Source organism: Pseudorhizobium sp. NPDC055634 (genome assembly GCF_053618655.1).
Genome location: NZ_JBSHHW010000009.1, coordinates 62,149 through 74,903, shown reverse-complemented (window position 1 = coordinate 74,903; position 12,755 = coordinate 62,149). Strand labels below are relative to the sequence as shown.

Sequence of the window (12,755 nt, the reverse complement as noted above, 5' to 3'; positions counted from 1 at the left end):
TAGAGCGGTGTAGCGTCGGGATGGTTAACAATATGTTAATATGCTGGTGCGGAGCTTAAGATGTGCAGGCGCCGGAATGCGAAAAGGCCCCGGAACCTGCCGGGGCCTTTTCGCGAAATTGCCGGGGATGGGATCAGGCCGCCGTCTCGGACGCGCCCTTAGCATATCCCTTGGATTTCAGGATCTCGATGATCTCGTCGAGGATCGCGGGATCGTCGATCGTCGCCGGCATCTTCCAGGGCATTCCGTCGGCGATCTTCTGCATCGTCCCGCGCAGGATCTTGCCCGACCGCGTCTTCGGAAGACGGTCGACCACCATCACGGTGCGGAAGGCGGCAACCGGCCCGATCTCGTTGCGGACGAGATCGACGACCTCCTTCTCGATGAGCTTCACGTCCCGTGCGACATTGTTCTTGAGGACGAGGAAGCCACAGGGAATCTGGCCCTTGAGGGCGTCGGCCACGCCCACCACTGCGCACTCGGCGACATCCGGATGCATTGCGCAGACTTCCTCCATGGCGCCCGTCGAGAGCCGGTGGCCGGCGCAGTTGATGATGTCGTCCGTCCTCGCCATCACGAAGAGGTAGCCGTCATCGTCGAGCATGCCGGCATCCGCCGTCTTGTAGTAACCGGGGAATTCCTCAAGGCATCCCTGCCGGAAGCGATCGTCGGCGTTCCAGAAGCTGACGAGGCAGCCCGGCGGCAGCGGCAGCTTGACGACCACGTTCCCCAGCGTATTGGCCGGCACCGGATGACCTTCGTCGTCCAGCACCTCGATCACGTAACCGGGCAGGGGCTTCGTGGCCGACCCCCGCTTAAACGGCAGCAGCCCGAGCCCCACGGGATTGCCCACCATGGGCCAGCCGGTTTCCGTCTGCCACCAGTGATCGATGACGGGAACGTTCAGCACGCCCTCGGCCCATTTCAGCGTCTCCGGATCGGCGCGCTCACCCGCCAGGAAGAGTGCCCGCAGGCCGGAGGGATCGTGTTTCCCGATCAGCGCTCCCTCAGGGTCGTCGCGCCGGATCGCCCTGAACGCCGTTGGCGCCGTGAACAGGACCTTCACGTCGTATTCGTTGATGATCCGCCAGTATGTCCCGGCGTCCGGCGTGCCGACTGGCTTACCTTCGAACAGGATCGTGGTGTTTCCGGTCAGAAGCGGGCCGTAGACCACGTAGGAATGTCCGACCACCCAGCCGATGTCGGAAGCGGCCCAGAACACTTCGCCGGGCTCCACCCCGTAGAGGTTCTTCATCGACCAGGCGAGCGCGGCCATGTGACCGCCATTGTCGCGGATGACGCCCTTCGGCTGCCCGGTCGTCCCGGACGTATAGAGCACGTAGAGCGGATCGGTCGCCGCCACGGGCTCGCATTCCACCACGGTCCCATTGACCTTCTCGCGTTCCACCGCTTGGCGGAAGTCGACATCCCCGTGGCTGTAGCGGAGCGGCGCATGCAATTCGTCCCGCTGCAGGATCAGGCAGGCATCGGGCTTCACCTTCGCCATGTCCAGCGCCTGGTCGAGCAGCGGCTTGTAGGCAACCACCCGGCCGGGCTCCAGCCCGCAGCTTGCGCTGATCACCACCTTGGCCCCGCAATCGTCGATCCGGGCGGCGAGTTCGTGGGCGGCAAATCCGCCGAAGACGACGGAATGGACGGCGCCGAGTCGTGCGCAGGCCAGCATCGAGAACACCGCCTCCGGAACCATCGGCATGTAGATGACGACCCGGTCGCCCTTTCCGACACCATGGTTGCGGAGCACCGCGGCGACCGCCTGTACCTCGACGAGCATCTCGTCATAGGTAAACGTCCTCTTGTCGCCGTTCATCGCGCTGTCGTAGATCAGCGCCGCCTGAGCGCCTCGTCCACCGATGGTGTGCCGGTCTAGGCAATTGTAGCAGGTGTTCGTTTCGCCGCCGACGAACCAGCGTCCATAGACGCCCTGGCCCTGGTCGAAGACCTTGTCGATCGGCTTGTACCAGTGAAGCTTTTCGGCTTGCAGGCGCCAGAAATCCTCCGGGGCCGCCTGCCATTCCCGGTAGACGTCGAAATACCTAGTCTGCATCTGCTCCTCCCATGGTCCCAGTGCAGGATCTGGAACCAGTGTAGGATGATGCAGTCGCCGGCGGAAAGCCAGACTAAATGGCTAACCAGTCCTAACGATTGCCAAAGATGGCCGAGCCCACCCGCACGCTCGTCGCGCCGAACTCGATCGCCGTCTCGAAGTCCCCCGACATTCCCATTGAAAGCTCCCTTACCCCGCCCTGGCCGGCCAGCTTGGCGAGGAGGGCAAAATGCGGGCCCGGATTTACGTCTGCGGGAGGGATGCACATCAGCCCCGCCACGGAAAGCCCGAGTTCGCTCCGGCAGAAATCGACGAATGCCACCGTCTCCTTGGGCGGAATGCCTGCCTTTTGCGGCTCCAGCCCGGTGTTGACCTGCACGAAAAGGCGAGGCTGCCGGCCCTGCTTCTGCATTTCCTCGGCGAGCGCTCGGGCTATCTTTTCCCGGTCGACGGTCTCGATGACGTCGAAGAGCGCCACGGCATCCGCCGCCTTGTTGGATTGAAGCGGGCCGATCAGGTGGAGTTCGATGTCGGTGAACTCCTCCTTCAGCGCCGGCCACTTGCCCTGGCTTTCCTGGACACGGTTTTCGCCGAAGACCCGCTGTCCGGCGGCTATAACTGGCCGTATTTCCTCCGCATCGAAGGTTTTGGAGACGGCCACCAGCGACACCGCTCCGGGCGCGCGTTTGGCCCGTCGCTCCGCGTCGGCGATCCGCGCCTGCACATCCTTCAGTCGTTCCGCCGAGGTCATCGCAATCCCTTTCCTGCCGGTGCTCGAATGCCGCGGACGACTTAACCGGCACTCGCCCGCATGCCAAGTGATGGCCGCGCTCCGAAGCCAAACTTTACCCGCTGCGACACCCTGAAAACTTGACGCTTGGGGGCTTTCATGATGAAGGTCGCCCATCCCAGTTGCATTTTCGGAATATCATAGAAATGGCGAGTGAACGTTACAATCCGCGCGACGCCGAGCCGCGCTGGCAGAAGCTCTGGAGCGAGGCGAAGGTCTTCGAGACCGACAACGCCGATCCCCGCGAGAAGTATTACGTCCTCGAGATGTTCCCCTATCCGTCGGGCCGCATTCACATGGGCCATGTCCGCAACTACGCCCTGGGCGACGTGGTGGCGCGCTACAAGCGGGCGAGGGGTTATAACGTCCTTCACCCCATGGGCTGGGATGCCTTCGGCATGCCCGCCGAAAACGCAGCCCGCGACAACAAGGTCCACCCCAAGGAGTGGACCTACCAGAATATCGCATCGATGAAGTTGCAGCTGAAGGCGATGGGCCTGTCGCTCGACTGGTCGCGCGAATTCGCCACCTGCGATGTCGAATACTACCAGCAGCAGCAGTATCTTTTCCTCGACATGCTGGAAAAGGGCCTCGTCTACCGGAAGCTCTCCAAGGTCAACTGGGATCCCGTCGACCACACCGTCCTCGCCAACGAACAGGTCATCGATGGTCGCGGCTGGCGCTCCGGTGCGCTGGTCGAACAGCGCGAGCTGGTGCAGTGGTTCTTCAAGATCACCGATTTCAGCCAGGACCTGCTGGATGCACTGGAGACGCTCGACCAGTGGCCTGAAAAGGTCCGCCTGATGCAGAAGAACTGGATCGGCCGTTCGGAAGGGATGACGATCCGTTGGGAACTGGTGAAGGAAACCGCTCCCGCAGGCCATTCTGAGGTGACGGTCTATACCACCCGTCCCGACACCTTGTTCGGTGCCTCCTTCCTCGCGATCGCCGCCGATCATCCGCTGGCGAAGGAAGCGGCGGCCGGGAATCCGGCTATCGAAGCTTTCGCCGATGAATGCCGCAGGCAGGGGACATCGCTCGCGGCGCTGGAAACGGCCGAGAAGAAGGGCATGGATACCGGTATCCGGGTGAAGCATCCGCTCGATCCCGACTGGGAACTGCCGGTCTATATCGCCAACTTCGTCCTTATGGATTACGGCACGGGCGCAATCTTCGGATGCCCTTCCGGCGACCAGCGCGACCTCGATTTCGCGCGCAAGTACGACCTCCCCGTCGTTGCCGTGGTCATGCCCGCCGGCGAGGACGCGACGCAATTCGCCATCGGCGACACGGCCTATGACGGCGACGGCGTGATGATCAACTCCCACTTCCTCGACGGGCTGTCGACGGAGGAGGCTTTCGATGCCGTTGCCCGCAGGCTGTCGGAGACCCTGCTCGGCAACATGCCCCAGGGCGAGCGCAAGGTGAACTTCCGCCTGCGCGACTGGGGCATATCCCGACAGCGCTACTGGGGTTGCCCCATCCCCGTGATCCACTGCGAAGTGTGCGGCGTCGTTCCGGTGCCGAAGAAGGACCTTCCGGTCCGGCTTCCCGACGACGTGACCTTCGACCAGCCCGGGAATCCGCTGGACCGGCATGCGACATGGCGGCATGTTTCCTGCCCGCAATGCGGCGGCAACGCCCGGCGTGAGACTGACACCATGGATACCTTCGTGGATTCCAGCTGGTACTTCACGCGTTTCACGGCGCCCTGGCAGGATGAACCGACGGATCCGAAGGCGGCCAACCACTGGCTGCCCGTGGACCAGTATATCGGTGGCATCGAACACGCCATTCTCCACCTTCTGTACTCGCGTTTCTTCACGCGGGCGATGAAGGAAACAGGGCATGTGGACGTGACGGAACCGTTCAAGGGTCTCTTCACCCAGGGTATGGTCGTCCATGAAACCTACCGCCGGAGCAACGGCGCCCAGGGCGAATGGGTGGCCCCCGCCGACATCCGGATTGAGGAGGTTGACGGCAAGCGCCGGGCAACTCTCCTGTCGACCGGCGAAGACGTGGTGATCGGCTCGATCGAGAAGATGTCCAAGTCGAAGAAGAACGTGGTGGATCCGGACGATATCATCGCGTCCTACGGGGCCGACACCGCGCGCTTTTTCGTGCTCTCCGATTCCCCGCCGGACCGCGACGTCATCTGGTCCGAAGCGGGTGTCGAGGGTGCCCACCGCTTCACGCAGCGCCTGTGGCGGCTGATCTCGGAAGCGGCGGAGAACCTCAGGGAGGCCCCGGCCGCGCCGGCGCTCGAGGGAGAAGCGCTTTCCATCTCGCAGGCCGCCCACAAGGCGCTCAAGGCCGTCCAGGATGACTTCGACCGGCTTTCCTTCAACAAGGCCGTGGCGCGCATCTACGAACTTGTAAACACGCTTGCAGCCCCGTTGGCGCGTGTCGCCACTGGCGAGGGCGATGCCGCCTACCGTAGTGCAGTGCGCGATGCGGCGGAGATACTTGTCCAGATCGTTGCACCGATGACGCCGCATCTGGCCGAAGAGTGCTGGGCGGTGCTCGGGCATACCGAGATGCTCTCGCGGACACCATGGCCCCGCTACGACGATGCTTTGGTCGTCGAGAACGAGATCATGCTGCCGGTGCAGATCAACGGCAAGAAGCGCGCCGAATTGACAATCGCCCGCGACGCAGACCAAGATGCCGTCCAGGCGGCGGTTCTACAACTGGATGCGGTGCGTGCAGCCCTGGATGGCCGGGAGCCGAGGAAGATCATCGTCGTTCCACAAAGGATCGTGAACATTGTCGTCTGACATCATCCGCACCCTTCGCCGGATCGGCACCGTCGCTTCGGCCCTCGCTATCGTGACGGTGCTGGCCGCCTGCCAGGTCCGTCCGCTTTATGGGGAGAGCTCGACAACAGGCGCGGAGCTTGCGAGCGTTGCGTTCTCGGACGCCACGAACAGAGTTGAGCAGGTCGTGCGTAACCAGCTGATTTTTCTGAGCACCGGCGGCAAGGGGGAGGCTACGAACCCTGCCTATCAGGTCAACCTGACTGTCGTGTCCATCTATAGCGATATCCTCGACGATGAATCGGCTTCCGCCCTTCAGCCTGGCCGCGTCGTCGTGTCGGGTAACTACACGCTTACGCGTCTTTCCGATGGCGTCGTGATAGGTTCCGGCGCCAGGAACGCCACCGCCTTGCTCGACATCTCCCGCCAGGAGTTCGCGGAAGTTCGCGCCGTGCGTGACGCGGAGAACCGCGCTGCACGGGAGCTGGCGGAGTTCATCAACGCCGACCTGGCCCTCAAGCTTGTTAACCAGCCGCCTCCGCCGGTGACATGGCAGAAATAAAGTCGCACGAGTTCGATCGCTTCGCCGAGAAGGCGCACGATCTCTACCGTGTCTTCGTCATCTACGGTCCGGATCGGGGTCTCGTGTCCGAACGTGCGGCCCTGCTCGCCCGCAAGACCGGCGTTCCCCAGGACGATCCCTTCGCGACGCTGAAACTCGATGTCTCGGATTTGCAGAACGACCCGGGGCGACTGATAGACGAAGTGAATTCCCTTGGTCTCTTCGGGGACAAGAAGCTTGTCTGGCTTCGCAACGCCTCTAACGAGAAGGCGGTCGTCGACGCTCTCGCCGTCCTCGCGGAAAGCAATCCTCCTGCCAATACCCTGATCGTCGAGGCCGGCGACCTCAAGAAGGGAAGCGGCCTGAGGAAGATTGCCGAACCGGCAAAAACGATCGCCATCACCCCCTGCTATCCGGATGACGTGAAGGCGCTCAACGCGCTTATCGATACCTTGCTGGCCGAGGACGGTCTGGCGATCTCGCCGGCGGCCCGGCAGCAGCTCGTCGAACTGCTGGGCGGCGATCGCGTTGCCTCCCGCAACGAGGTGCGCAAGCTCGCCCTCTATTGCCGAGGCAAGGGCATGGTGGAGGAGGCGGACGTTACTGCCATCATAGGCGACGCCAGCGGCGTCTCGCCCGACGAGGCGGTTGATGCTGTGCTCACCGGAGACTTGCCGGGGCTTCGGCATGCGTTGCAGAAGATCGAGACCTCCCGGACGCCGGTATTCCTCGTCCTGCAGTCCTGTCTCAAGCAGTTCCAGATGATGGAACTGATGCGCACCGAGATGGACGAGAAGAAGGTCCAGGCGTCCCAGGTGATGATGACGCTCGGCCGGCACATACACTTCAAGCGCAAGCCGCTGATCGAAAGGGCCCTGGCCCGCTGGCGCACCGAGGCGCTGTCCCGCGAGGCCCATCGCCTGCAGTCGGCGATTCTTCAGTCGCGTCAAAGGCAGAGCCTCGAGCAGAGCATCGCGTTTCAGACACTGATGGCAATTGCGTTGCAGTCCGCCCGTCTGCAGCGCTGATCAGCGTCGCTCCAGAAGCCTGCAGATTTCTTCCAGCTGATCGAGGGTCCGGTAGTTGATGCGGACCTGGCCCGGCCCGCCCCGGTGGTTGATCCGGACCTCAAGCCCCAGTGAATCGGACAGGGTCCGCTCCAGCGCGAGTGTATCGGAATCCTTCTGCTCCACCTTTGATTGAGAAGGTTCCGACTGCGCCTTGATGTCATTCTGCGCCAGTCGCTCGGCGTCACGAACGGACATCCCCTTGGAAACGATCGTGCGCGCAAGTGAAACCGGGTCTGAGGTCGTCACGAGCGCACGCGCGTGTCCGGCCGAAAGATCGCCGGAAGAAAGCATGTCACGGACGGGTTCTGGAAGCTTGAGCAACCTCAGGCTGTTGGCCACATGGCTGCGGCTCTTGCCGATGATCCCGCCCAGGTCGTTTTGCGTATAGCCATACTCCGCAATCAGCTGGTCATAGCCAAGCGCTTCTTCCAGCGGGTTGAGGTCGGCGCGCTGGACGTTTTCGACGATCGCGATCTCCAGCGCCGTCCGGTCATCCACATCCCGGACGATCACGGGGATTTCGCTGAGGCCGGCAAGCTGTGCCGCCCGCCAGCGCCGCTCACCCGCAATGATCTCGAAGCGGTCCCCGACCGGCCGGACCACGACGGGCTGGACAATGCCGTGCTGACTGACCGAACTCGCGAGATCCTGAAGCTCCGCCTCGTCGAACTGCCTGCGCGGGTTTCTGGGATTCCGGCTGACATGCTCGATCGGAACCGTCCGGTCGGCACTGATGCTCTTCGGGGCTGCGTCGACGGGCAGGGGCTGGTCCATCTGTCCGATCAGCGCTGCAAGACCCCGCCCGAGACGGCGCTTCGAAAGATCGTCACTCATACTAGGTCCTTCCGTTACGCCGCTTTCCGGCGACGCTCGCGCTGAATGACTTCCGACGCAAGCTGCAGGTAAGCCTGGCTGCCGGCGCACTTCAGGTCGTACAGGATTGCCGGCTTGCCGTAGCTGGGTGCTTCGGAGACGCGTACGTTCCGAGGAATCAGCGTGTGATAGACTTTCTCACCAAGATAGGTGCGAACATCGTTCACCACCTGTTGGGCGAGGTTGTTCCGCGAATCGAACATGGTCAGCACCACGCCCTGGATATCCAGGGTCGGATTGACCGTCTGACGGACCTGATTCACAGTTTCGAGCAGCTGGCTGAGGCCCTCGAGCGCGAAGAACTCGCACTGCAGCGGAACGAGAACCGACTGTGCTGCAGCCATGGCGTTCATCGTCAGGAGATTGAACGAGGGCGGGCAGTCGACGATGACGTAGGAATAAGGGAGGACAGCTGCCGAAAGGGCGCGCCTCAGCCTGAAGACCCGATCCGCCTCCTGAGAGATTTCCATCTCCAGTCCCAGAAGATCCATGGTCGAAGGAACGATGAACAGGTTCGGGACTGCGGTCGGCAGCACCGTTTGTTCGACCGTATGGCTTCCGATCAAGAGGTCGTAGGAGGAAAGCTCACGATCCCGACGGTCTATTCCGAGGCCGGTGCTGGCATTCCCCTGGGGATCGAGATCAATGATGAGCACCGTCTCGCCGATGGCGGCAAGGGCTGTGGCGAGATTGATGGCCGTCGTCGTCTTGCCGACGCCACCCTTCTGGTTGGCGATTGTGATGATACGATTGCCGTTCGTCATGCCGCACCTGACAACGCTGGATCAAATCTTCTGCCGGAGTCCGCTGATCTCCAGGATCACCGAGTCTCGCTCGACGACACTTGGATGTATTACCAGATCGAAGTCCCACTCGCTACGCGCTTTGTCGATCTCGCGCCGGTAATCCCGGCCTTTGTGAAAGAGTGCCCGACAGGATGTCCCGATCATCCAGTGTGCGGAGTATCGGAAAAGCAGATCCAGTTCCGCCAGGGCCCGCGCGGAAATCATGTCGCATCGCGCCAGACTTGCCGATGCATCTTCTATCCTTACCGGGTGCACGGACCCCCGGGCCTCGCATTCCATGAGCGCAACGCGCAGAAACGAAGCCTTCTTCTGATTGCTTTCGACCAGATTGACCCAGCCGGAGCCCGTTTCTGCCAGCAGGATCGCGGTGATCACCCCCGGAAACCCGCCCCCCGAGCCGAGGTCGATCCAGTCCGCCGGATCAGGATGAAGCTGGAATATCTGGGCGCTGTCCGCGATGTGCCGGTTCCACGCCTCCTCCAGTGTAGAAGGCGCTACGAGGTTAATCCGCCGCGCCCACTTCTGGAACAACCCCGAAAAATGCTCAAGTCGACGCTGCGTTTCACGTGAAACAGATTTGCCATTCAGGAGCATCAGGACACACGCCCCTTTAGGGGAACGTCCTGCTTCCGGAGGTTGGCAAGCAGCAGCGCGGATGCCGCCGGCGTCATCCCTTCAATGCGCGATGCCTGGGCCAGTGTCTCAGGCCGCCTGCTTGACAGTTTTGCCTTCAGCTCGTTCGAAAGCCCGGAAAGTCTGTTATAGTCGAAGTCAGGCGGTATTCGGACACCCTCGTCCCGCCGTAGAGCCACTATATCGCTTTCCTGACGTTCTAAGTATACCGCATACCCCGCTTCAATCGCGAGCGCATCGCCTACGCGCCGAGGCATCGCATTCAGCTCAGGCCAAACTCGCTGAACCGTAGATACATCGATGTTCGGGTAGGCCAGCAAGTCCATCGCCGAGCGCCGTTGCCCGTCGCGATTGAGCTTTATCCCGAATTGCTCCCCTTCGTTCGGCGTCAGGGAAAGGTCTTGCATACGCTGCCGCCATCTTCCAAGATCGGCCTCATAGGCTTTGAAAGCATCCTTGCGACGCGTGGATACGAGACCCAGCCGCACCCCCTCCGGTGTCAACCGTTCGTCGGCATTATCGGCTCGCAAGGACAGCCTGTACTCGGCCCGGGAGGTAAACATGCGATAGGGCTCACTGACGCCCCGGCTCGTCAGGTCATCGATCATCACGCCGATATAAGAGCCCGACCTGCTGAATGCGTGAGCGTCGCGTCCCCCTGCAAGTAGGGCGGCGTTGAGGCCTGCCACGAGACCCTGTGCTGCCGCTTCTTCGTACCCCGTGGTCCCATTGATCTGGCCTGCCAGGAAGAGGCCCGGCATCTTCCTGACTTCAAGGGAGGAGCCGAGTTCGCGCGGATCGACATGGTCATACTCGATCGCATAACCCGGCTGCAGTATCGTCACCTGCTCGAGGCCGGGGATCGTGCGAATGAACGCCTCCTGGACATCGGCCGGAAGCGACGTCGAAATCCCGTTCGGATAGACCGTATCGTCATCCAGCCCTTCGGGCTCCAGAAAGATCTGATGGCCATCGCGTTCGCCGAAGCGAACGATCTTGTCCTCGATCGACGGACAGTAACGCGGACCAACCCCCTCGATCTGACCCGAGTACATGGCCGAGCGATTGATGTTCTCCTCGATGATCCGGTGCGTGGCACTATTTGTCCGCGTGACCCCGCAGGCAAGCTGGCGGACCGTGATACGATCGGTCAGGAAAGAGAATGGCACCGGCTCGTCGTCCGCCTCCTGATGGCCGATGATTTCCCAGTCGATCGTCCGCCCGTCGAGTCTCGCCGGTGTGCCGGTCTTCAGGCGGCCAAGGCGCAAGCCAATTCTCTCAAGAGTTGCGGACAGCCCGACGGAGGGCTCTTCACCCATCCGCCCGGCAGCGAACTTCTCCGTGCCTATGTGGATAAGTCCGCGCAGGAAGGTGCCGGTCGTCAGGACCGCGGCAGCGCACTCATAGCGCCGGCCGTCCGCAAGAACGACGGCGCTTACCCGCCCGCCGTCGACATCGATATCGAAGACGTCCCCCGCGATCACGTCTAGGTTCTGTTGCCCGAGAATTTCCCGCTGCATCGCCTCCCGGTACAGCTTACGATCGGCCTGCGTCCGCGGTCCCCGGACCGCCGGACCCTTTCGACGGTTGAGCATACGGAACTGGATGCCGGAAACGTCCGCCACCCGTCCCATCAGCCCGTCAAGAGCGTCGACTTCCCTCACCAGATGCCCTTTTCCAAGGCCCCCGATGGCAGGATTGCAGGACATTACGCCGATCGTATCGCGTTTGTGGGTGACCAATGCCGTTTGCGCGCCCATCCGTGCAGCCGCGCTTGCAGCTTCGCAGCCCGCATGTCCACCGCCGATGACCACGACGTCATAACGCTTGTTCATGATCCGCCATCCGTTGAGTGTTTCACGTGAATCACTCACTTTCCGATACAAAACTGTGAAAATATGACGTCCAGCAGCTGCTCGACATCGACATGCCCGGTGATTCGACCGAGGGAAACCGCCGCGCGACGGAGATGCTCCGCACGCAATTCGAGTTCGCTGGTATTTAATGCGGCCTGCAGCGAAATGGAAGTATCCCTAAGCAACGTGAGTTGACGCTCGCGCGTCGGAGCTACGGACCCGCTCCAAGCTGAGCGAATCCGGCTAATGATGTTCTCGCGCAGAGTGTCAATGCCATCGCCGGTCACCGTGGAAAGGCAAAGGTCGTAGCTTTGTGACGCCGGGTGGATGTCGGACTTCGTCCCCACCCTGAGCGCGTTCGGGAATTGGCCCACTTCCGCCCCCATCCCGATCTCCTCCAACTGAAGGACCAGATCGGCTTTCTCGATCATCTGTCGTGCCCGTCGGATCCCTTCCTGCTCGATCGCATCCGTCGAGTGACGTATTCCGGCTGTGTCGAAGAGCCGAACCAGGTAGCCATCCATGTCCAGGTCGATATGCAACACATCCCGCGTCGTCCCGGCGACATCCGTCACGATCGCCACGTCGCGATTGGCGAGGTAGTTCAGGAGGCTCGACTTACCGGCGTTCGGAGCACCGACGATAGCGACCTTGAAGCCGTCGCGGATGATCTCGCCACCCTTCGCCGACTTCAGGTGCGCCTCCAGGTCTGCCGCGACGGCGGCGATCTCGCCCGTGACCTGTTCGCCGACGGAGCCCGGCACATCGTCCTCGTCGGCGAAATCGAGTTCTGCCTCGATCATGGCCCGCGCATGCGTCAACCGCTCCGCCCAGGTCTGATAGAGGCGGGATTGGCCTCCGAAGCTCTGCTCTACCGCCAGTCGGCGCTGCATTTCGGTTTCAGCCGAGATCAGCTCAGACAGGCCCTCCGCTTCCACAAGGTCAAGGCGTCCGTTCTCGAAGGCACGGCGGGAAAACTCCCCGGCCTCGGCCGCCCTCAACCCCTCCATGTCGCCAAGCTCAGCGGAGACCGCGTTCACGACCGCCCGGCTTCCGTGCAGGTGCAGTTCGACGACATTCTCGCCGGTGAACGAATGAGGGGCGGGAAATGTGAGGACGAGCGCCTCATCGATCATGCGCCCGTCGCGGCTCCGAATCCGGCGAAGTGCGGCCTTCCGCGGCTCTGGCTGTGCGCTGCTGGTGAGCCGAGAGAGGGCGGGGAAGGCTTCAGGTCCGCTGATGCGAACCACGGCGACCCCGGCTGGAAGGGCGCCGCTGGAAAGCGCGAATATCGTATCCTTCGTAACGCTCATCTGCTCGCCTCGTCCGGAAAGCCGAAAGCGC

10 protein-coding genes are annotated in these 12,755 nt (G+C 62.3%); 3 read left to right on the top strand and 7 right to left on the bottom strand.

All coding sequences use genetic code 11. The features are described from left to right. Positions 1–133 precede the first annotated feature (133 nt). Both ACWGPT_RS15320 and ACWGPT_RS15315 read right to left on the bottom strand, forming a co-directional pair. A complete protein-coding gene (locus ACWGPT_RS15320) occupies positions 134–2,065 on the bottom strand; it encodes a propionyl-CoA synthetase (protein ID WP_452606484.1) in 1,932 nt (643 codons plus the stop codon). A gap of 91 nt (positions 2,066–2,156) precedes the next feature. Next, positions 2,157–2,816, bottom strand: a complete 660-nt coding sequence (locus tag ACWGPT_RS15315; protein ID WP_452606483.1) for a YggS family pyridoxal phosphate-dependent enzyme — start codon at positions 2,814–2,816, stop codon at positions 2,157–2,159. 185 nt (positions 2,817–3,001) lie between these two features. Here ACWGPT_RS15315 and leuS point away from each other — a divergent pair, with 185 nt between their 5' ends. Genes leuS through holA form a run of 3 tightly spaced genes read left to right on the top strand, consistent with a single transcriptional unit; the run spans position 3,002 to position 7,201 of the window. Continuing rightward, positions 3,002–5,632: a leucine--tRNA ligase gene (leuS, locus tag ACWGPT_RS15310; protein WP_452606482.1), complete on the top strand. Its 2,631-nt coding sequence runs from the start codon at positions 3,002–3,004 to the stop codon at positions 5,630–5,632. Continuing rightward, positions 5,622–6,173, top strand: coding sequence for a hypothetical protein (locus tag ACWGPT_RS15305; protein WP_452606481.1), 552 nt, complete (start codon positions 5,622–5,624; stop codon positions 6,171–6,173). Before leuS ends, ACWGPT_RS15305 begins: the two co-directional genes overlap by 11 nt. Continuing rightward, a complete protein-coding gene (holA, locus tag ACWGPT_RS15300) occupies positions 6,161–7,201 on the top strand; it encodes a DNA polymerase III subunit delta (protein WP_452606480.1) in 1,041 nt (346 codons plus the stop codon). Before ACWGPT_RS15305 ends, holA begins: the two co-directional genes overlap by 13 nt. Here the strand turns inward: holA and ACWGPT_RS15295 are convergent, their stop codons facing one another. From ACWGPT_RS15295 to mnmE, 5 genes are read right to left on the bottom strand one after another with little or no spacing between them, the layout of a single operon-like run. Further along, the gene (locus tag ACWGPT_RS15295) at positions 7,202–8,077 is read right to left on the bottom strand and encodes a ParB/RepB/Spo0J family partition protein (RefSeq protein ID WP_452606479.1); all 876 of its coding nucleotides are present in this window, start codon (positions 8,075–8,077) and stop codon (positions 7,202–7,204) included. 14 nt (positions 8,078–8,091) lie between these two features. Next, positions 8,092–8,880: a ParA family protein gene (locus ACWGPT_RS15290; RefSeq protein WP_452606478.1), complete on the bottom strand. Its 789-nt coding sequence runs from the start codon at positions 8,878–8,880 to the stop codon at positions 8,092–8,094. Positions 8,881–8,901: 21 nt separating this feature from the next. Continuing rightward, positions 8,902–9,516 (bottom strand): 16S rRNA (guanine(527)-N(7))-methyltransferase RsmG, encoded by a 615-nt coding sequence (gene rsmG / locus ACWGPT_RS15285; protein WP_452606477.1) that lies wholly within the window; start codon positions 9,514–9,516, stop codon positions 8,902–8,904. Then, positions 9,516–11,390: a tRNA uridine-5-carboxymethylaminomethyl(34) synthesis enzyme MnmG gene (gene mnmG, locus ACWGPT_RS15280; RefSeq protein WP_452606476.1), complete on the bottom strand. Its 1,875-nt coding sequence runs from the start codon at positions 11,388–11,390 to the stop codon at positions 9,516–9,518. The genes rsmG and mnmG overlap by 1 nt, the downstream gene beginning before the upstream one ends. A gap of 35 nt (positions 11,391–11,425) precedes the next feature. Further along, positions 11,426–12,724, bottom strand: coding sequence for a tRNA uridine-5-carboxymethylaminomethyl(34) synthesis GTPase MnmE (gene mnmE, locus ACWGPT_RS15275; protein WP_452606475.1), 1,299 nt, complete (start codon positions 12,722–12,724; stop codon positions 11,426–11,428). Between the last annotated feature and the right edge of the window lie 31 nt (positions 12,725–12,755).

Coding starts and splice junctions, on each gene's coding strand:
- rsmG (WP_452606477.1), bottom strand. CDS start 9,516: ATGCTCCTGAATGGCAAATCTGTTTCACGTGAAACGCAGCGTCGACTT.
- ACWGPT_RS15315 (WP_452606483.1), bottom strand. CDS start 2,816: ATGACCTCGGCGGAACGACTGAAGGATGTGCAGGCGCGGATCGCCGAC.
- holA (WP_452606480.1), top strand. CDS start 6,161: ATGGCAGAAATAAAGTCGCACGAGTTCGATCGCTTCGCCGAGAAGGCG.
- ACWGPT_RS15295 (WP_452606479.1), bottom strand. CDS start 8,077: ATGAGTGACGATCTTTCGAAGCGCCGTCTCGGGCGGGGTCTTGCAGCG.
- mnmG (WP_452606476.1), bottom strand. CDS start 11,390: ATGAACAAGCGTTATGACGTCGTGGTCATCGGCGGTGGACATGCGGGC.
- mnmE (WP_452606475.1), bottom strand. CDS start 12,724: ATGAGCGTTACGAAGGATACGATATTCGCGCTTTCCAGCGGCGCCCTT.
- leuS (WP_452606482.1), top strand. CDS start 3,002: ATGGCGAGTGAACGTTACAATCCGCGCGACGCCGAGCCGCGCTGGCAG.
- ACWGPT_RS15320 (WP_452606484.1), bottom strand. CDS start 2,065: ATGCAGACTAGGTATTTCGACGTCTACCGGGAATGGCAGGCGGCCCCG.
- ACWGPT_RS15290 (WP_452606478.1), bottom strand. CDS start 8,880: ATGACGAACGGCAATCGTATCATCACAATCGCCAACCAGAAGGGTGGC.